The sequence below is a fragment of the Bacillus sp. EU63 genome (assembly GCF_038592915.1).
Lineage (GTDB): Bacteria > Bacillota > Bacilli > Bacillales > Bacillaceae > Bacillus > Bacillus velezensis.
Genome location: NZ_CP151944.1, coordinates 3,454,163 through 3,473,417, shown reverse-complemented (window position 1 = coordinate 3,473,417; position 19,255 = coordinate 3,454,163). Strand labels below are relative to the sequence as shown.

Annotated in this window: 20 protein-coding genes; 19 read left to right on the top strand and 1 reads right to left on the bottom strand. The window is 45.2% G+C overall.

Going from position 1 to position 19,255, the window contains the following annotated elements; translation table 11 throughout:
* The first annotated feature begins 7 nt into the window (after positions 1-7).
* The 16 genes from flgL (at position 8) to ftsX (ending at position 14,137) form a co-directional block, all read left to right on the top strand.
* The gene (gene flgL / locus NYE38_RS17405; protein ID WP_007407477.1) at positions 8-925 is read left to right on the top strand and encodes a flagellar hook-associated protein FlgL; all 918 of its coding nucleotides are present in this window, start codon (positions 8-10) and stop codon (positions 923-925) included.
* A 90-nt stretch (positions 926-1,015) separates the two neighbouring features.
* Positions 1,016-1,585, top strand: a complete 570-nt coding sequence (locus NYE38_RS17400) for a DUF6470 family protein (protein ID WP_017418818.1) — start codon at positions 1,016-1,018, stop codon at positions 1,583-1,585.
* A gap of 29 nt (positions 1,586-1,614) precedes the next feature.
* On the top strand, positions 1,615-2,046 hold the full coding sequence (gene fliW, locus NYE38_RS17395) for a flagellar assembly protein FliW (RefSeq protein WP_007407475.1): 432 nt from the start codon (positions 1,615-1,617) through the stop codon (positions 2,044-2,046).
* Positions 2,040-2,264, top strand: a complete 225-nt coding sequence (gene csrA / locus NYE38_RS17390; protein WP_003151402.1) for a carbon storage regulator CsrA — start codon at positions 2,040-2,042, stop codon at positions 2,262-2,264. The genes fliW and csrA overlap by 7 nt, the downstream gene beginning before the upstream one ends.
* Before the next feature lie 143 nt (positions 2,265-2,407).
* Positions 2,408-3,403: a flagellin gene (locus NYE38_RS17385; RefSeq protein WP_017418819.1), complete on the top strand. Its 996-nt coding sequence runs from the start codon at positions 2,408-2,410 to the stop codon at positions 3,401-3,403.
* Positions 3,404-3,653: 250 nt separating this feature from the next.
* Positions 3,654-5,174 carry a flagellar hook-associated protein 2 gene (locus NYE38_RS17380; protein ID WP_025649348.1) on the top strand — a complete coding sequence of 507 codons (1,521 nt, stop codon included), beginning with the start codon at positions 3,654-3,656 and terminating at the stop codon, positions 5,172-5,174.
* A gap of 19 nt (positions 5,175-5,193) precedes the next feature.
* Complete coding sequence (fliS, locus tag NYE38_RS17375; protein WP_003151407.1) at positions 5,194-5,595, top strand: flagellar export chaperone FliS; 402 nt, start codon at positions 5,194-5,196, stop codon at positions 5,593-5,595.
* Positions 5,595-5,939, top strand: a complete 345-nt coding sequence (gene fliT, locus NYE38_RS17370) for a flagella biosynthesis regulatory protein FliT (RefSeq protein ID WP_014419003.1) — start codon at positions 5,595-5,597, stop codon at positions 5,937-5,939. Before fliS ends, fliT begins: the two co-directional genes overlap by 1 nt.
* A 9-nt stretch (positions 5,940-5,948) precedes the next feature.
* Entirely contained in the window at positions 5,949-6,326 is a 378-nt protein-coding gene (locus NYE38_RS17365) for a hypothetical protein (protein ID WP_003151412.1), read from the top strand.
* A gap of 194 nt (positions 6,327-6,520) precedes the next feature.
* On the top strand, positions 6,521-7,087 hold the full coding sequence (gene raiA / locus NYE38_RS17360; RefSeq protein ID WP_003151413.1) for a ribosome-associated translation inhibitor RaiA: 567 nt from the start codon (positions 6,521-6,523) through the stop codon (positions 7,085-7,087).
* Between the two features lie 166 nt (positions 7,088-7,253).
* Positions 7,254-9,779, top strand: a complete 2,526-nt coding sequence (gene secA / locus NYE38_RS17355) for a preprotein translocase subunit SecA (protein ID WP_269774223.1) — start codon at positions 7,254-7,256, stop codon at positions 9,777-9,779.
* Positions 9,780-9,853: 74 nt separating this feature from the next.
* Positions 9,854-10,955 (top strand): peptide chain release factor 2 gene (gene prfB / locus NYE38_RS17350; RefSeq protein WP_096034905.1). Its coding sequence is split into 2 segments (ribosomal slippage): positions 9,854-9,925 and positions 9,927-10,955, totalling 1,101 coding nucleotides; the frame shifts between segments, so codons are not numbered across the junction.
* Positions 10,956-11,123: 168 nt separating this feature from the next.
* Positions 11,124-11,972 (top strand): YitT family protein, encoded by an 849-nt coding sequence (locus NYE38_RS17345; RefSeq protein ID WP_017418823.1) that lies wholly within the window; start codon positions 11,124-11,126, stop codon positions 11,970-11,972.
* A 35-nt stretch (positions 11,973-12,007) separates the two neighbouring features.
* The gene (gene cccB, locus NYE38_RS17340) at positions 12,008-12,349 is read left to right on the top strand and encodes a cytochrome c551 (RefSeq protein WP_003151417.1); all 342 of its coding nucleotides are present in this window, start codon (positions 12,008-12,010) and stop codon (positions 12,347-12,349) included.
* A 218-nt stretch (positions 12,350-12,567) separates the two neighbouring features.
* Complete coding sequence (ftsE, locus tag NYE38_RS17335) at positions 12,568-13,254, top strand: cell division ATP-binding protein FtsE (protein WP_017418824.1); 687 nt, start codon at positions 12,568-12,570, stop codon at positions 13,252-13,254.
* On the top strand, positions 13,247-14,137 hold the full coding sequence (gene ftsX / locus NYE38_RS17330) for a permease-like cell division protein FtsX (protein WP_007407464.1): 891 nt from the start codon (positions 13,247-13,249) through the stop codon (positions 14,135-14,137). Before ftsE ends, ftsX begins: the two co-directional genes overlap by 8 nt.
* Before the next feature lie 46 nt (positions 14,138-14,183).
* On the opposite strand, the gene NYE38_RS17325 is transcribed toward ftsX, so the two are convergent.
* Positions 14,184-15,590 carry a right-handed parallel beta-helix repeat-containing protein gene (locus NYE38_RS17325; RefSeq protein WP_276787086.1) on the bottom strand — a complete coding sequence of 469 codons (1,407 nt, stop codon included), beginning with the start codon at positions 15,588-15,590 and terminating at the stop codon, positions 14,184-14,186.
* A 167-nt stretch (positions 15,591-15,757) separates the two neighbouring features.
* Between NYE38_RS17325 and NYE38_RS17320 the strand changes: the two genes are divergently transcribed.
* From NYE38_RS17320 to NYE38_RS17310, 3 genes are all read left to right on the top strand, one after another.
* Complete coding sequence (locus tag NYE38_RS17320; RefSeq protein ID WP_025649347.1) at positions 15,758-17,158, top strand: S41 family peptidase; 1,401 nt, start codon at positions 15,758-15,760, stop codon at positions 17,156-17,158.
* Positions 17,159-17,530: 372 nt separating this feature from the next.
* Positions 17,531-17,884, top strand: a complete 354-nt coding sequence (swrA, locus tag NYE38_RS17315; protein WP_014305920.1) for a swarming motility protein SwrAA — start codon at positions 17,531-17,533, stop codon at positions 17,882-17,884.
* Between the two features lie 74 nt (positions 17,885-17,958).
* Positions 17,959-19,149, top strand: a complete 1,191-nt coding sequence (locus NYE38_RS17310) for a S1C family serine protease (RefSeq protein WP_017418826.1) — start codon at positions 17,959-17,961, stop codon at positions 19,147-19,149.
* Positions 19,150-19,255: the final 106 nt, after the last annotated feature.

Here is a 19,255-nt window from a genome sequence, read left to right as displayed (position 1 = left end):
TAAGTAAATGAGAGTAACTCAAGGGATGATCGCAAAAAATTCTCTTCGATTTATCGGCTCAAGTTATGACAAGCTCGATCGGCTTCAGCAGCAAGTATCTACGGGGAAAAAAATCACGAAAGCTTCTGATGATCCGGTCGTTGCAATGAAGGGAATGCAGTACCGTACTCAGCTTGCGCAGGTAAACCAGTATCAGCGGAATGTTTCGCAAGGCTTTACATGGCTGGAAAACTCGGAATCAAGCGTAAACTCGGAAACGGATATTATGGGGAAAATCCGGGACTTGATGGTTCAGGCGAAAAGTGATTCGAACGGTGAAACAGAATTGAAAGCAATCGGTACAGAAATCGGCCAGCTGAAAAAGCAGCTCGTTTCTGTCGCGAATACTCAGGTAAACGGACGTTATCTGTTTAACGGAACAAATTCTGACGTCCCGCCGATCACTGAAAATGCCGACGGCACATATACGTACAACTATGAGAATTATACCGGTGCTTCGGATGTTAACATCAACATCTCAAACGGAGCAGTGCTTAAAGTGAATTCTGATCCAAACTCAGCTTTCGGAGGCGTCGCACAAAATGGAGATAATGTATTTGAATTTCTCAACTCCTTAGAAGCTTCTTTAAGCAAAGGCACGCTGTCCGAAGCAGATTCAGATCAAATTCTGTCAGATATTGACGGTTTTACTGATAAAATGAATGCTGAAAAATCCAATATCGGCGCACGCACAAACCGATTGGAACTCATTCAGACAAGATTGGAATCACAAGCGGCAACCGCTGAAAAAGTATTGTCCGATAATGAAGATGTAGAAATGGAAGATGTAATTGTTGATTATTTATCTCAACAGACGGTTCATAGAGCAGCGCTGTCAGTGAATGCGAATATCATCCAGCCGTCACTGATTGACTTTCTGAAATAATATAACTGACCGTCTTCAATATATAAAAAAGCGACTCACACCAGGGAGATCGCTTTTTTTACTAAAATACTATAAACAGGGGGGATCTCTGTGCAGATACCGAGATTGATTATTGACAGTGTGCCTGCTAAAATCGGTATAACCTTTCAAAAGGAAGAAATCGAGATGGAACAGCCGCCCGCTGACTTGGAAATCGAGCAGCCGCCGGCAGAGCTGAACATTGAAAGCACGCCGGCCAAACTGACGATTGACCAGACGAGGGCGTGGGAGAACTTGAATCTCAAATCATTTGAAAAGCTGAACGCTGAAGCCGCTCAAAAAGGTGCGGAAGCCTGCAGCGAGTTTATTGCCAAAACAGTCAGGGAAGGGAAGGAAATGGCGGCTATCGAAAAGAAAACGGGCAATGTGATGGCCCGGCAGGCAGCAGATGTCAGTCCGCCCGATCCATTCGGCGAATTCAGCGACTTTCTGCCTGCGCAGTTTCTCGTCGACATTGACTGCATTCCTTCAAAGCTTACGATTGATATTGAAGCCCGCAAACCTTCAATTGAAGCAGCCGTCAATAAACCTGTATGGAATTATACGCCGGGGAAAGTTCAGATTGATATGATGCAAGACCCTAAGGTGACGATTTCGGTTGACGATGGCAACGCAGAATAAAAGATGAAAGTGGTAAAGGATTGTGAAGCATGATAATTAAAACAAAATATCACGGAGAAATCAGAATAGACGAAGGGCAGATTATCTCATTTGAAAACGGCCTGCCGGGATTTAATGACGAGACTCAATTTGTTGTTCTTCCTTTGTCGGAAGATTCACCGTTTTTGGCGCTGCAGTCTGTGAAACAGGAGCATATCGCCTTTATTGTCGCCAGTCCGTTTATTTTCTTTAAAGGGTACGAATTTGACATTGACCATGCGACGCTTGAGCTTTTGCATATTGAAGATATAGAGGACGTCGAAGTGATGGCGATTTTAACGCTGGAAGAGCCTTTTGAAAACACGACCGCCAATTTAAAAGCGCCGATTATCGTCAATAAAAAGGAAATGAAGGCGAAACAAATCATTTTACATGATGCTTCCTATGAAACAAAACATCTGATAGGAGGAGGATCATGCTAGTTCTCTCAAGAAAAGTGAATGAGTCCATTCAGATCGGGCCGGATATTGAAATAAAGGTGATCGCAATCGAAGGAGAGCAAGTGAAGCTGGGAATTGAAGCGCCTCAGCACGTAGATATTCATCGGAAAGAAATCTACTTGTCGATCCTGGAAGAGAACAACAGAGCCGTATCTTTTAATACTGATTTATTACTTAACCTATCCTCACAAAAAAAGTGAGGATTTTTTTATTTTCAATATAAACAATAGAAGCGGCCATCCGATATATATAGTGTAGCCAATGAGAGGAAAAATTTTCTTCAGAATGACGCTGCGCAAATGCACAAGGACGTGCGAAAAACAATTCAGGGAGGAAATACAAAATGAGAATCAACCACAATATCGCGGCTCTTAACACTAGCCGTCAGCTGAATGCAGGTTCAAACTCTGCTGCAAAAAACATGGAAAAATTATCTTCAGGTCTTCGCATCAACCGCGCTGGTGATGACGCTGCGGGTCTTGCGATCTCTGAAAAAATGCGTTCTCAAATCCGCGGTTTAGACATGGCTTCTAAAAACGCTCAAGACGGAATCTCTCTTATCCAAACATCTGAGGGTGCATTGAACGAAACTCACAGCATTCTTCAGCGTATGAGCGAGCTTGCTACACAAGCGGCAAACGATACAAACACAGATTCTGACCGTTCTGAGCTTCAAAAAGAGATGGATCAATTATCATCTGAAGTAACAAGAATCTCTACTGACACTGAGTTCAACACGAAGAAACTTCTTGACGGAACTGCAAAAGATCTTACGTTCCAAATCGGAGCTAACGAAGGTCAAACCATGACTTTGTCTATCAATAAAATGGACTCTGAAAGCCTGAATGTTGGTACGACTTATACAGCTCAAGCTGATGGAACACTTAAATCAGGTGATGGAAATAGCACTGCTACTTGGGCAGATGAAGAAGTAACAGACGGTAAAGTTACAAAAGAAGCTGGTTATTATGATGATAAAGGTGCTCTAGTAGGAAGTGAAAAACTAGAAGAAGGCGAAAAGTTATCTAAAGGTATCGACATCTCTTCTTCAGCTAAAGCTGCGTCTTCAGCTCTTACAACAATCAAAACAGCTATCGACACAGTATCTAGCGAGCGCGCTAAACTTGGTGCGGTTCAAAACCGTTTAGAGCACACAATCAACAACCTTGGTACTTCTTCTGAGAACCTGACTTCTGCTGAATCACGTATCCGTGACGTAGACATGGCTTCTGAGATGATGGAGTACACGAAAAACAACATCCTTACTCAGGCTTCTCAAGCTATGCTTGCGCAAGCTAACCAACAGCCTCAGCAAGTTCTTCAATTGCTGAAAGGTTAATGACGGAAAGATCCTGGTTCTCCAGGGTCTTTTTTTTATTTCTTCAGCTATCTCCCCCTTCAGCAAGCCAAAGAACCCTATTGACAAAATGAAACGTTATAATTTGCAGTTAAATTATTGAAAACCTTATAATCTGACCGATATAAGAATAAGATCATACATTTATGGAGCTGTGATATGATAAACAGTCGGAAACTCACTGTTGTCATAGAGCCGTCTACGACTAAACGCCGAAAAGGAGAGGGTACATATGGTCACAAGAATCACAGGCCTTAATTCCGGTCTTGATGTAGATTCTCTGGTGAAAAAAATGATGGATGCCGAAAAGCAGCCGCTTAATAAATTAAACCAGCAAAAGCAGACGCTTGAATGGAAGCGCGATGCTTATCGGGAAATGAATACCCAGATTGCCGACATGTATTCTACTACATTTAATAATATGCTGATGTCTACAAACTGGAATAAAAAAACAGTAACAAGTTCGGATTCCAGTGTCAGCGCGACGGCCGTCAGTGCTGAACAGAATATTTCAACGAGCATGTCTGTACAGCAGCTGGCTACGCCGACGACTTATAAATCATCGGGGGCCATCAATTTCACTTCGGGTCAGGGCCAAACATTGAAATTCAATGTCACAAATCCGGGTGAAACGAAGCCGACTGAGGTAAACGTCACGATCGCCGCAACCGATACGATTGACGATGTCATTTCCAAACTGAACAGCTCGGGTCTCGGAGTGACGGCTTTAAAAGAGAAAATTTCCAACGGCACGGATTATGTGGATACGATTGCGTTCACTTCCAATAAAACGGGGGAAGGATTTACCCTTGCCGCAGGTGATGACGCAACCAAAAGCTTTCTGAAAGATCAGCTCGGTTTTGCCGTTGATGATGCAACAAATGAACTGACGGCCAATGCCGAAGGGAAAAACGCGAAGTTTACGTTCAACGGGCTTGAAATGACCAAAACGTCCAATAACTTTACGATCAACGGCATCAAATACACGCTGAACAGCGTGACGGACAGCAATAAAACGGTTACGATTAACAGCACGACTGATACGGACGGCATTTTTGACAACATTAAAGATTTCGTTGATAAATACAATACGTTAATTAAAAGTGTAAACGAGAAGGCGTCGGAATCAAAATACCGTGATTATAAGCCGCTAACCGATGAACAAAGAGAAGCGATGACCGATAAGCAGATTGAGCAGTGGGAAGCAAAGGCCAAAAGCGGTTTATTACGGAGCGACAGCACGCTGCAGAACGGTTTGGCGGAGATGCGGCTTGATCTGTACTCAACGGTTACGATTGACGGGAAAAAATATCAGCTTGCAGATTTCGGAATTGAGACGTCTGATAGTTATACGGATCAAGGAAAGCTTGTCATTAAAGACGAAGCGAAACTGAAACAGAAAATTACCGAGAATCCTGCTCTCGTGGCTAAACTGTTTAATGCAGACAGCCCTGATACAGCGAAAACCAAAAACCCGGAGGAACAGGGGATTGCCCGGAGATTAAAAGACACATTAAACAAAATGCAGACTCAAATTTCAAAACAGGCGGGTACGGAAAGCTCGGTATCAACCAGCTTTGCCATCGGAAAAAGCCTGAATGAAATAGAAACAAATATTTCCAATATGAAAACGAAGCTGGATGATATCGAAACGAGATATTATAAAAAGTTCAGCGCACTGGATACGGCATTGGAGAAATTGAACAGCCAATCTTCATATCTCACGTCAATGTTAGGATCTTCAACATCATAACCTTGGAGGTTTTATAAAAATGGCAATAAATAATCCTTTTGCTGCTTATCAGCAGACATCCGTCTTTACAGCCGCTCCGGAAGAGCTGACCCTTATGCTTTATAACGGCTGCCTGCGATTCATTAAGCTGGCAAGGCAGGCGATGAAGCAAAACAACCTTGAAGCCAAAAATGAAAATATCGTAAAGGCGCAAAACATCATTCAAGAGCTCAGCATCACGTTAAACCGGGAGATTGAGATTTCCGAGCAGATGTCATCCATTTATGATTACATCCGCCGCCGGCTGATCGACGCGAACGTGCAGAATAACGGAGAGTTTTTAGATGAAGCGGAAAAGCTCGTTACTGAATTTCGCGACACGTGGAAGCAGGCCATGCAGAGTGAACGGAAAAACAGCCATGGCGCGGGCGGCCTTGCCTGATGAACAGCAATGTCTTTGCTTTGTATAACGAAACGAAGAACATGTACGCCGCGCTGAAGGACGCCCCGGAAAGCGACAGTCTTATCAGCAGCGTTACGGCATTTACGGAGAAAAGGGAGGAGATGCTTGCGGGCATAAAGCCGCCTTTTTCCGAAGAAGAAAAAACGCTGCTTCAGCAGGTGGCCGCGATGGACCGCCTGATTACCGGCGAAGTGAAACGGATTCAGGATGGTATCCGAAATGAAATAAAAACGCTTAAGAAAAAACGAATCTACCATAATACGTATTTCAATCCGTATCATCAAACGACAAGTGACGGCCGTTATTACGACAAACGCAAATAGGTGAGTGTTTTGAGAAGTTTGAACGATTACCATTTGGTGTCAGCCTATTACCAGCTTCTTTTTACGATTGATGAGGGGCTTTGCTACCTGTTGGACACGCAGGATGATTTTTTTAAGACGGAGGGCGAGCGGATTTACAACGATTTGATTCAGGCTTTTTTTCATCTCGATTCCTCTCATGCGCTTCTGCTGTCTATCATTGAGTGCCGATGCGTGGAGACGGCGATCCGCTCATTTGACGAGATCTTTCAGGATTTCAGCATGTTAAATGATTATGATTTCCCGTCCGCCCCTTTTCAGGAGTTTTTAAAAACCATCTTTCTGCCGCATTATAAGCTATGGATGGAGCAGACGCACGACTGCATCAAACCGTATGTTCTTCACTAGACCTGCTGCAAGCGGCAGGTCTTTTGCCTGCGTCTTCTGCATATACTTATAATCCTGCCGGAAGCTGCGGGATAAAACCGACACCATTCGTCATCGTTCACCGAATTTACACATTATTTTAACGTTTCAGAAGGGATCAGAAGGGGTAAAAGAGAAATAGTTACATATCCTTAGATAAAGGGAGGCGTTCTTTGATGAACTACAATATCAGAGGAGAAAACATTGAGGTTACACCTGCGTTAAAGGATCATGTGGAGAGAAAAATCGGCAAGCTGGAACGATATTTCGAGCAGAGCGTCAATGCCGATGTGAACGTCAACTTGAAATTCTATAATGATAAGGAATCCAAAGTTGAAGTCACCATTCCGATGACTGATCTGGCGCTTCGTTCCGAAGTGCATAACGAGGATATGTACAATGCAATTGATCTCGCAACAAACAAGCTGGAACGTCAAATCCGAAAGCACAAAACAAAAGTCAACCGAAAATTCCGCGAGCAGGGTCTTCCGAAACATTATTTCGAGAACGGCAGCGCTGCTGATACGGGCGTAGCGGTTCAGGACGAAATTGAAGATGACAGCCCGGAAATTGTCCGTCAAAAGCGTTTTAATTTAAAACCGATGGATAATGAAGAAGCGATTCTCCAAATGAATATGCTCGGACATAATTTCTTCGTATTCACCAACGCGGAGACGAATCTCACAAATGTCGTTTACCGCAGAAATGACGGCAAATACGGATTAATTGAACCGACTGAATAAACCCACCCAGCCTTCCGTGAACGCGCGGAAGGTTTTTCTCTATCTTTATCTGCAAATTCTTTGGAAATAGCAAAAGGTATGTTATGATAATGAGAGGTATACATGGACAGAAAATTATCATTTATTCCATGCAAAATCTGCATGTGAACATAGAGGAGCGTTATAGATGCTTGGGATTTTAAATAAAATGTTTGATCCGACCAAACGTGCGCTGAACAAATACGAAAAAATAGCGAATGACATTGATGCTGTAAAAGGAGATTATGAAAATCTCTCTGACGATGCGCTTAAACAAAAAACGGCAGAATTTAAAGAGCGGCTTGAAAAAGGAGAAACGACGGATGACCTTCTTGTCGAAGCGTTTGCCGTCGTTCGTGAAGCTTCACGCCGCGTAACCGGCATGTTCCCGTTTAAAGTGCAGCTGATGGGGGGCCTTGCCCTTCATGAGGGGAATATCGCAGAAATGAAAACAGGGGAAGGGAAAACGCTGACGTCCACCCTTCCGGTATATTTAAACGCGTTGACGGGAAAAGGCGTTCACATCGTAACGGTCAACGAATATCTGGCAAGCCGTGATGCCCAGCAAATGGGAGAAATTTTCGAGTTTCTCGGGCTTACAGTCGGCCTGAATCTGAATTCGTTGTCAAAAGACGAAAAACGCGAAGCTTACGCGGCCGATATCACATATTCAACGAATAATGAACTCGGCTTTGATTATTTGCGTGACAACATGGTGCTTTATAAAGAACAAATGGTGCAGCGCCCGCTTCATTTTGCTGTTATTGATGAAGTCGATTCCATTTTAGTCGATGAAGCGAGAACGCCATTGATTATTTCCGGACAAGCTCAGAAGTCCACAAAACTGTACGTGCAGGCAAATGCGTTTGTCCGCACACTCAAGCAAGATCAGGATTATACGTATGACGTCAAAACGAAGGGCGTTCAGCTGACGGAAGAAGGAATGACGAAGGCTGAAAAAACGTTCGGCATCGACAACCTGTTTGATGTCAAAAACGTGGCGTTGAACCACCATATCAACCAGGCTTTAAAAGCCCATGCGGCGATGCAGAAAGACGTGGATTATGTTGTTGAGGACGGCCAGGTCGTCATCGTCGATTCCTTCACCGGCCGTCTGATGAAAGGACGCCGCTACAGCGAAGGCCTTCACCAGGCGATTGAAGCGAAAGAAGGCCTGGAGATTCAAAATGAAAGCATGACTCTGGCGACGATTACGTTCCAAAACTATTTCCGTATGTATGAAAAGCTTGCCGGCATGACCGGTACCGCAAAAACGGAAGAGGAAGAATTCCGCAATATTTATAACATGCAGGTTGTGTCCATTCCGACCAACCAGCCGGTCATCCGTGACGACCGTCCGGACTTGATCTACCGCTCAATGGAAGGGAAATTCAAGGCGGTGGCGGAGGATGTCGCCCAGCGCTACATGACCGGACAGCCCGTTCTTGTCGGTACGGTTGCCGTTGAAACATCTGAATTGATTTCTAAACTTCTGAAGAATAAAGGAATTCCGCATCAGGTGCTGAACGCGAAAAACCATGAGCGTGAAGCTCAGATCATTGAAGAAGCGGGACAAAAAGGCGCTGTCACAATTGCGACCAACATGGCGGGACGCGGAACCGACATTAAACTCGGTGAAGGCGTAAAAGAGCTTGGCGGCCTTGCAGTCGTCGGTACGGAACGCCACGAATCCCGCCGGATTGACAACCAGCTCCGCGGACGTTCAGGGCGTCAGGGAGACCCGGGTATCACACAATTTTATCTTTCAATGGAAGATGAATTGATGCGCCGTTTCGGAGCTGAACGGACGATGGCGATGCTTGACCGGTTCGGTATGGATGACTCCACGCCGATTCAGAGCAAAATGGTGTCACGCGCCGTGGAATCGTCTCAAAAACGTGTCGAAGGAAACAACTTCGATTCACGTAAACAGCTTCTTCAATATGACGACGTGCTCCGTCAGCAGCGCGAAGTCATTTACAAGCAGCGTTTTGAAGTCATTGACTCTGAAAACCTGCGTGACATTGTGGAAGGCATGATCAAGTCTTCACTGGAGCGTGCAATTGCCGCTTATACGCCGAAAGAGGAGCTTCCGGAAGAATGGAATCTTGACGGCCTCGTGGAGCTTGTGAATACAACGTATCTTGATGAAGGCGCGCTTGAAAAGAGCGATATCTTCGGAAAAGAACCGGATGAAATGCACGAGATGATCATGGATCGCATCATGACAAAATATAATGAAAAAGAAGAGAATTTCGGCACAGAGCAGATGCGTGAATTCGAAAAAGTCATCGTATTGCGTGCCGTCGATTCAAAATGGATGGATCATATTGATGCGATGGATCAGCTGCGTCAAGGGATTCACCTTCGCGCCTATGCGCAGACAAATCCGCTGCGTGAATACCAAATGGAAGGTTTCGCTATGTTTGAGCACATGATTGAGTCCATTGAGGACGAGGTTGCGAAATTCGTCATGAAGGCCGAGATTGAAAGCAATCTGGAACGCGAAGAAGTTGTTCAGGGCCAAACGACGGCTCACCAGCCGCAGGACGGCGATGAGGCCAAACAAGCGAAAAAAGCGCCGGTGCGCAAAGTCGTAGATATCGGACGCAACGCGCCTTGCCATTGCGGAAGCGGAAAAAAATATAAAAATTGCTGCGGCCGGACAGAATAGTCACGACTGTATGCATCGAACATGACCGGGTCTGCGTCTTATGGCGCCCCGGATCTTTTAATGAGGTGAATGGAATGGAATTATCAGAAATCAGGGCAGAGCTCGAAAATATGGCTTCTCGTTTAGCGGACTTCAGGGGGTCTCTTTGACCTCGAATCAAAGGAAGCCCGCATTGCAGAATTAGATGAAAAGATGGCGGAACCGGAATTCTGGAATGACCAGCAGAAGGCCCAAACCGTCATCAATGAAGCGAACGGTCTGAAAGAATACGTGAACTCCTATCATCAGCTGAGCGAGTCTCACGAAGAGCTGCAAATGACACATGATCTTTTAAAAGAAGAACCTGACCAGGACCTTCAGCAAGAGCTTGAAAAAGAGCTGAAGTCATTAACGAAGGAATTGAATGAATTTGAGCTTCAGCTGCTGCTCAGTGAACCATATGACAAAAATAACGCGATTTTAGAACTTCATCCGGGGGCCGGCGGTACGGAATCCCAGGACTGGGGTTCCATGCTGCTCAGAATGTATACCCGCTGGGCGGAAAGACGCGGTTTCAAAGTTGAAACGCTTGATTATCTCCCGGGAGATGAAGCAGGAATTAAGTCAGTCACACTGCTTATTAAAGGCCACAATGCATACGGCTATTTAAAAGCGGAAAAAGGCGTACACCGCCTCGTGCGGATTTCTCCATTTGATTCATCAGGCCGCCGTCACACGTCATTCGTGTCTTGTGAAGTCATGCCTGAATTCAATGAAGAAATCGACATTGATATTCGTACCGAAGATATTAAAGTTGATACGTACCGGGCGAGCGGTGCCGGCGGACAGCACGTCAATACGACTGATTCAGCCGTTCGGATCACCCACCTCCCGACAAATGTAGTCGTCACGTGCCAGACGGAACGTTCACAAATCAAAAACCGCGACCGGGCGATGAAAATGCTCAAAGCGAAGCTGTATCAGCGCAGAATTGAAGAACAGCAGGCGGAGCTTGACGAAATCCGCGGCGAACAGAAAGAAATCGGCTGGGGCAGCCAAATCCGCTCGTACGTCTTCCATCCGTACTCCATGGTGAAAGATCACCGCACCAATACGGAAATGGGGAACGTGCAGGCGGTTATGGACGGAGATATCGATATCTTCATTGACGCCTATTTACGTTCTAAACTGTCGTAATCCGGGAACACACCTGCCTGTGGCAAGGTGTGTTTTTTTATCCGTTCTCTTTTCCATTTTTCACAACAGCGCTTTAGCAAATTAATACGGTATTTGGCTGTTATTTACTTCTAAGCCGGGAAGACTTAAAATGCTATCGAGAGAAAATCGGAGAACGGAGGATTTTGCATGGATGTGAATCACAATAAGCCGCTCCGTCTGATCAAAGATTATATATACATCATGATCGGCGCGGCGATTACGGGGATCGTGTTTAACGTATTTTTGCTGCCGAACCGTATAGCAGCGGGGGGAGTAAGCGGGATCAGCACCATTTTAGAAACGTTTGGTTTTGAACCGGCTTACGTGCAGTGGATTATTAACATCCCTTTGTTTATCGCCGGAGTGATCATTCTCGGCGGGAAGTTCGGAATGAAGACACTGGTCGGTTCCATCGTTCTGCCGCTCGCCGTCTTTTTAACAAGAGATCTGCCTGCCGCGACGACCCATGAACTGCTGGCGGCGATTTTCGGAGGCGTCGGGATCGGAACGGGAATCGGCATCGTGTATCTCGGCAAAGGCTCAACAGGGGGAACGGCTCTGGCGGCGCAGATCATTCACAAATACACGGGGCTTTCGCTGGGAACGTGCCTTGCCATCATGGACGGATTAATTGTGCTGAGCGCGATGCTCGTTTTCGGAGTGGAGCAGGGACTGTATGCGATGCTCGGGGTATTTATTTCAAGCAAAACGATTGATGTCGTGCAGGTCGGGTTCAACCGTTCCAAAATGGCTTTAATCATTACGCAGCATGAAGAAGCCGTCAGATCGGCTGTGTTTAAAGAAATCGACAGGGGTGTGACGAAGATTTCCGCAGTCGGCGGGTATACGGAACATGACCGGCCGATCTTAATGTGTGTCGTCGGCCAGACCGAATTCACAAAACTGAAACAAATCGTCAAACAAATTGATGAGTCAGCCTTTGTTATTGTCGCAGACGCAAGCGAGGTGCTCGGCGAGGGTTTCAAACGCGCGTAAACGGGGTTATAATAGCGAAGGGGTGCATCTTACATATGAAATCAAAATGGGCGCTGCTGGCGCTGGTTCTGACCATGTCCGTCCTGCTGGCGGCATGTGGCGGATCCAATGAATCGAAAAAAGAAAGCTCTGACAGCTCAGGCGGATCAAAAGCATCTGCGTCAGCGGGCGAAGAGCTTTATCAGCAAAGTTGTATCGGCTGTCACGGTAAAGACTTAGAAGGCGGCGGAGGTCCGAATTTACAGGAAGTCGGCGGGAAGTATGATGAAGCTAAAATTGAAAGCATCATTAAAAACGGACGCGGCAATATGCCGAGCCATCTTGTAAATGATGAGGAAGCCGCGAAGATCGCAAAATGGCTGTCACAGAAAAAATAACAGAAAAACCTTGCCTGTTATAGGGGCAAGGTTTTTTCTCGGTCTGGGAATGAAAAGAAACTGTAATAGTAATATGTCTAAATTTGACGTATAATGAAGTGTACTGAGGAAAAGGAACTTTCAGATTTTTCATCTGTTTCCTGACGAATCGGCCATAAACCGCTATATGTTTGCGAACTCTATGGCTGCAAGACATAAATAAAAGATTAGGTGATTTCATGATAGAGATGAAAGAAGTATATAAATCCTATCCGAACGGTGTAAAAGCGATTAACGGGCTGTCAGTCATGATTCATCCCGGAGAATTTGTATATGTCGTAGGATCGAGCGGAGCCGGTAAATCTACTTTTATTAAAATGATTTACAGAGAAGAAAAACCGACAAAAGGGCAAATATTGATTAACCATAAAGATCTCGCGGCTGTGAAAGAAAAAGAGATTCCTTTCGTGCGGCGTAAAATAGGTGTTGTTTTCCAGGATTTCAAACTCCTTCCGAAATTGACGGTATTTGAAAACGTAGCGTTTGCGCTTGAGGTTATCGGAGAGCAGCAGTCAGTCATTAAAAAACGCGTGCTCGAAGTGCTCGATCTTGTGCAGCTGAAGCATAAAGCACGGCAGTTTCCCGACCAGCTTTCCGGAGGAGAACAGCAGCGTGTTTCCATCGCAAGATCCATCGTCAACAATCCTGACGTCGTGATAGCTGACGAACCGACGGGCAACCTTGATCCGGTAACATCATGGGAAGTGATGAAGACACTGGAAGAGATTAATAACCGCGGAACGACCGTCGTGATGGCGACACACAATAAAGAAATAGTAAACACCATGAAGAAACGGGTCATCGCGATCGAAGACGGAATTATTGTGCGTGATGAGTCAAGAGGGGAGTATGGTTCTTATGATTAAAATTCTCGGGCGCCATTTGCGTGAGAGTTTTAAATCTCTCGGAAGAAACACATGGATGACATTTGCATCCATCAGTGCCGTTACCGTTACATTGATTTTGGTCGGCGTGTTTTTAGTCATTATGCTGAATTTAAACAACATGGCTAAAAATGCTGAAAAAGAAGTGGAAATTAAAGTATTAATCGATCTGACGTCCAATAAGAAAACGCAGGATACGCTGCAGAATGAGATTAAAGACATCTCGGGAATTCAAAGCGTAGAGTTTTCATCTAAAGATAAAGAGCTTGATCAATTGGTCAAAAGCTTCGGCGACAGCGGAAAGGCCATGAAAATGCAAGATCAGGAAAACCCGCTGAACAACGCGTTTATCGTCAAAACGACAGATCCGCATGATACGCCGAAAGTCGCGAAAAAAATTGAGAAGCTTGATCATGTGTATAAAGTGACATACGGGAAAGAAGAAGTCAGCCGTCTGTTTAAGATCGTCGGGGTGTCACGCAACATCGGGATTGCGTTAATCATCGGCCTTCTGTTCACGGCGATGTTCTTAATTTCAAATACGATTAAAATCACGATTTTCGCCAGAAGAAAAGAGATTGAAATCATGAAGCTTGTCGGCGCGACAAACTGGTTTATCCGCTGGCCGTTCTTCCTGGAAGGGCTGCTGCTGGGGGTATTCGGTTCTATCATACCGATCGCTCTCGTGCTGAGTACGTACCAGTCGATGGTCGCTTGGGTGGCCCCGAAAGTTCAGGGCTCATTTGTTTCACTTCTGCCGTACAGCCCGTTTGTGTTCCAAGTATCACTTGTGCTCATTCTGATCGGCGCGGTTATCGGAGTATGGGGAAGTCTGACTTCCATCCGGAAATTCCTTCGTGTATAAATACAAAAGCCAGTCTGATATAGACTGGCTTTTTTAAATGGTTTCGTTACTGAATGACGGGCAGGGCCGGTGATCCGGGCTTTAATGTAAAGTCATAAGACGATTCGTCACGGTACATCGGGTCCGCATAAATGGAATCCGAATCGTTTGCCGTTCCTTTTTGGTACGCTGTGAATGAATCATATTCTCTGTTCTTCCAATTCCAAATGCCGCCTTTTCCCGCTTCTTTGTGATAGACGTTATGATTAACGGTATTGCCTTCGTTTTTCGTATAATCATTTGCGATAAAAATCCGTGAACCGCTTGCCGTCATGATGTTTTTTTCGATCGTGTTCCCTTTTGTGCCGTACTGCAGCAGCAGCTGGCCGCCGTCAAGGTCCTTCGTGTCATTTCGATACATAATGTTATGAGCGATCACCGAATTGATGGTGCCGCCGCGTTTCGTGTCATAGCCTCCGATTGAAATACCGGTGTAAGCATTGCCGTACACCTTGTTATCCGTAATCCGGATATCTCGCGCGTATTTCCCTTTATGTTCGGAAGTGGCTTCAATGCCGAGGTCATTGTTGTAAACGGTGTTATTCTTAATGTCCACATGTTCTGCGCCGTCAACGTAAATACCGCCCGCTGAATATTCATCTCCGTAAGCGGGATTTCCGTAAGAAGAGTTATGGCTCACCGTATTGTTTTCAATGACGCCGTTTCGCGCATAGTCGTTTTGCTTGGACGTTCCTTCGTATCCGATCACGTCAATCCCGATATTGTTATTGTCCCGGATGGTATTGCCGACAATCTTAAATCCGTCAACATTCCCGTTCAGCACGACCGCTTCGCTTGCGCCGAGCGTCAGTTTTTCAACCGTATTATTTGTGATGCTGACATCCTTCATGGCGCCTGTGCCGTAAAATGCGATGCCGTGTGCATTTCCCTCATCAGCCGTGGTTTTAATGTTTCGGATATGGTTGCCGTCAATGTTGATATGACTGCTTGATCCGGTGACGAAGATTCCCATGGCCGTTGCATCTTCTGATGATACGGAGAGATTCTCAAGCGTAACGCCGTGAATGGTAATGTACTCTTTATTGCGGATTTGAATTAACGGAGTTTCAGAATCGCTTTTTGGCGCAGATTTGCCGCTGATTGAGACATGCTCATTCTGATAGTTCCGAAATGTAATCGGCTTTTCGGCCGTGCCGCTGTGCTTTACTTCAAACGTTTCATCGTACGTCCCTTCCCGAATCAATACGGTTGTCCCGGCCTCTGCCTTTTCAGCCGCATGTTTTAATGTGCGGAACGGCTTTTCTTTCGTTCCTTCATTTTGGTCGCTGCCTGCCGGAGAAACATACAGGGCGTCCGTCTGCATTTTTTCATTGGCCTCTGTTTTTGGCCAGACAAAGGCGGTAATGCCTGCGGCCAGAACCGCCGCGGATAAAATCGATAATTTTATTTTCATTTCGCATTCTCCTGTATATTTAATGAATTGCATACAAAATATTATACGTTACCCATATATATGAAACAATCTCGCGTTTTCATTTTTTTGTTGCCGTTACATGAATTCTTTGCAATTTACACATACTATCTCCAGGTTTTCGTAAAAGGACTAAGAGGAGGTAAACGATGAAGCAGAAAATGATCGCAGTGATAGCGGCCGTCAGCATCATGTGCGGCGGAGCCCATATTGCCGGGGCGGCACAGCCGAATTCATCAGACGCAGAAAGAAGCCGGGCAATGGAAAAAATCGAAAAAGCATATGAGCTGATCTCGAACGAATACGTGGAAAATGTAGATAACGAAAAGCTTCTTGAAGGAGCGATTCAGGGGATGCTGTCTACATTAAACGACCCTTATTCCGTTTATATGGACAAGCAGACCGCCAAGCAGTTTTCCGATTCTCTTGATTCTTCTTTCGAAGGGATCGGCGCTGAAGTCGGTATGAAAGACAATAAAATCATTATCGTATCACCGTTTAAGCAATCTCCGGCGGAAAAAGCGGGCCTCAAGCCGAATGATGAAATCATCAGCATAAACGGCGAGTCAATGAACGGGAAAGGTTTAAACGAAGCCGTGCTGAAAATCAGAGGAAAAAAAGGATCGAAGGTTTCTATTAAAATACAGCGTCCGGGTACTGATAAACAGCTGTCATTCCGGATTAAAAGAGCGGAAATTCCGCTTGAAACCGTATTTGCTTCCCGCAAAGAATCAGGCGGCCATCATGTCGGCTACATCGGAATATCGACATTTTCCGAGCATACCGCCCAGGACTTCGCCGCGGCGCTGAAAAAGCTTGAAAAACAAGGGATTGACGGTCTCGTCCTTGATGTAAGAGGGAATCCCGGCGGCTACCTTCAAAGCGTCGAACAAATTTTAAAGCATTTCATCACAAAAGACATGCCGTATATCCAAATTGCGGAGCGTAACGGCGATAAAAAACAATATTTCTCAACCTTAAAACATAAGAAGCCGTATCCCGTCAATGTCATTACGGATAAAGGAAGCGCCTCCGCTTCAGAAATTCTTGCGGGTGCGTTAAAAGAAGCGGGACATTATGACGTTGTCGGTGACACTTCTTTCGGTAAAGGAACGGTTCAGCAGGCCGTGCCTATGGGAGACGGGAGCAACATTAAATTGACGCTTTACAAATGGCTGACACCGAAAGGCAATTGGATTCACAAAAAAGGCATTGCTCCGACAATCGCCGTGAGCCAGCCGGATTATTTTGCGGCGGGGCCGCTTCAGCTGAAACAGCCGCTTCAGCCTGATATGAACAGCGCGGATGTCAAGCACGCCCAAATCCTGCTGAAAGGCCTAGGCTTCGACCCGGGCAGAGCAGACGGCTATTTCAGCAAAACAATGAAAAAAGCCGTTCTGGCGTTTCAAGACCGGTACAAGCTTGATAAAACAGCGGTCATTGATAAAAAGACAGCGGAAAAAATGAATCAGCTGATGAATGAACAGAAATCTGACGAAAAAAATGATTTACAGCTGCAAATGGCGTTAAAATCATTATTTGTAAAATAAATGAAAAGGAGGCGTTTTTTGCGTCTCCTATTTCTTTTGTCATTCGTAAAAAATGAACCAAAAGACATATAATTATGACGGTTTTGACAAGATATTAAAAAAATTTTCACATTTAAACATTTATAAAGGACAAACATTACCCGATATTTATAGAGAAGAGAGACTTTATGCCGAGTTAATATGTATTCAAAATGAAACTTTTGAAAGTTGCCTCAGTCAGTTTTAGTTCTTACAATAAAAGAAGGTTCTAATAGAGAACAGTTTTAGTTTGGCAGCTGCATTTCAGTATCGAAAGCAGAAGTGTTTGCGGCGCTTCAGCACGGCAGCTGTAATCACCCGTGCTTATCTGGATAAAAAAATGGGGGTTCACAATTGAAGAGGGCAAGTATTGTGCGTGAAAAAAAATATTATGAATTAGTGGAACAACTAAAAGACAGAACAAAAGACGTCACATTTTCATCAACAAAAGCACTAAGTCTTCTTATGCTGTTCAGCAGATACCTGGTCAATTACACAAATGTTGAATGCGTTCACGAAATCAATGAAGAGTGTGCGAAGCATTATTTCACTTACTTAATGAAAAACCATAAACGTTTAGGAATCAATCTGACGGATATTAAGCGGTCCATGCTTCTGATCAGCGGCGTGATCGAGGTGGAGGTTGACCACTATCTGAAAGATTTTTCTCTCTCAAATGTAACGCTGTGGATGACGGAAGAGAGATAGACGTTTGAGATATTCAAGCCAATGATTATTTGGTAGAATAGAATTAAAATGTTTGGCTTGAGGCGGTGAAAGCAGTGTCTGTTCAATGGGGAATTGAACTTCTGAAAAGTATCGGTCTGTTTTTTTTACACCCGATGTTCTGGTTTTTTATCATCATAAGTCTCGCATGCGGATATTTGCGGATCAAACGTGAACGCCATACGTTTCATACAAAAATCGCGGATATGTATGACGAGCTTATCTTTACATACATAAAAGGACTTATACCGGGTATTCTTCTCTCCATATTATTTTTTGGACTGGGAATTTCGATTCCATTCGGTCTTCTCGGCATAATCGCGGCTGTGACGGCTTTGGCTTCGCTGACGTTCCGTATGAATTGGCTGTCATCAGCTTATATTGTCAGCGCCGGCATGTTCATTGCGTTTATCCTTCAGTATACCGACACAGTGCCGTTTGCGGATCGGTTTCCGCAGGCATTCGGCGTGAATTGGGCATCGGCGGCCGTGTTTATGGGCCTTTTGATTATCACGGAGGGAGCGGCTGCCTGCCGTTCAGCGCATCTGAAAACATCTCCGGCGCTTGTCGTCAGCAGCAGAGGCCTGCCCATCGGCCGACAATTGGCGAATCGCGCATGGCTGTTTCCGCTTTTCTTATTGGTGCCGGGCAGCGGGCTTGAGTCACACCTTTCCTGGTGGCCTGTCTTTACCGTGCCGGGCGGCTCTTTCCATTTGATCTGGATTCCTTATATCGCCGGCTTCGGACAGCGTGTGCAGGGGTCACTTCCGGAAGTCAGCATAAGGATAACGGCGAAACGTGTCATGATTCTCGGGATTATCGTGGCCGTATTCGGGGCAGCGGCCCTTTGGTGGACTCCGCTTGCCGGAGCTGCCGCTTGTATTGCGGTGCTCGGACGCCTGTTTTTATCATTGAGACAGCGGCTGAACGATAACGCGGCTCCGTTTTATTTCTCTAAGCGGGATCAGGGCTTAATGGTGCTCGGCATCATTCCGAACACACCCGCGGACGATCTTGAGCTGAAGATCGGTGAGATTATTACGAAGGTAAACGGCATCCCCGTGAAGCATGTATCGGATTTTTATGAAGCACTTCAAAAAAACCGCGCATTTGTAAAATTGGAGATCATCGGCCTGAACGGTGAGATCCGGTTTGATCAGCGCGCGTCCTATGAAGGCGAACATCATGAATTAGGTATTTTATTCGTGCAGGATGAACACGAGCACGAAGAAATGACAGCATTATAATGTGATTTTTCATAATTATTCGGAATAGTTTCAAGAACTCCTAAACTAGATTTCAAAATCAGCTAGAAAGTAAAACAGCTAAGAAAATTATATTTTCTTAGCTGTT

What these genes read in the sequence shown, in the direction of transcription:
- fliW (WP_007407475.1), top strand. Translation starts at nt 1,615, where the DNA reads ATGATAATTAAAACAAAATATCACGGAGAAATCAGAATAGACGAAGGG.
- NYE38_RS17380 (WP_025649348.1), top strand. Translation starts at nt 3,654, where the DNA reads ATGGTCACAAGAATCACAGGCCTTAATTCCGGTCTTGATGTAGATTCT.
- NYE38_RS17345 (WP_017418823.1), top strand. Translation starts at nt 11,124, where the DNA reads ATGGATGTGAATCACAATAAGCCGCTCCGTCTGATCAAAGATTATATA.
- NYE38_RS17385 (WP_017418819.1), top strand. Translation starts at nt 2,408, where the DNA reads ATGAGAATCAACCACAATATCGCGGCTCTTAACACTAGCCGTCAGCTG.
- fliS (WP_003151407.1), top strand. Translation starts at nt 5,194, where the DNA reads ATGGCAATAAATAATCCTTTTGCTGCTTATCAGCAGACATCCGTCTTT.
- ftsX (WP_007407464.1), top strand. Translation starts at nt 13,247, where the DNA reads ATGATTAAAATTCTCGGGCGCCATTTGCGTGAGAGTTTTAAATCTCTC.
- cccB (WP_003151417.1), top strand. Translation starts at nt 12,008, where the DNA reads ATGAAATCAAAATGGGCGCTGCTGGCGCTGGTTCTGACCATGTCCGTC.
- NYE38_RS17320 (WP_025649347.1), top strand. Translation starts at nt 15,758, where the DNA reads ATGAAGCAGAAAATGATCGCAGTGATAGCGGCCGTCAGCATCATGTGC.
- NYE38_RS17325 (WP_276787086.1), bottom strand. Translation starts at nt 15,590, where the DNA reads ATGAAAATAAAATTATCGATTTTATCCGCGGCGGTTCTGGCCGCAGGC.
- csrA (WP_003151402.1), top strand. Translation starts at nt 2,040, where the DNA reads ATGCTAGTTCTCTCAAGAAAAGTGAATGAGTCCATTCAGATCGGGCCG.
- flgL (WP_007407477.1), top strand. Translation starts at nt 8, where the DNA reads ATGAGAGTAACTCAAGGGATGATCGCAAAAAATTCTCTTCGATTTATC.
- raiA (WP_003151413.1), top strand. Translation starts at nt 6,521, where the DNA reads ATGAACTACAATATCAGAGGAGAAAACATTGAGGTTACACCTGCGTTA.
- fliT (WP_014419003.1), top strand. Translation starts at nt 5,595, where the DNA reads ATGAACAGCAATGTCTTTGCTTTGTATAACGAAACGAAGAACATGTAC.
- ftsE (WP_017418824.1), top strand. Translation starts at nt 12,568, where the DNA reads ATGATAGAGATGAAAGAAGTATATAAATCCTATCCGAACGGTGTAAAA.
- secA (WP_269774223.1), top strand. Translation starts at nt 7,254, where the DNA reads ATGCTTGGGATTTTAAATAAAATGTTTGATCCGACCAAACGTGCGCTG.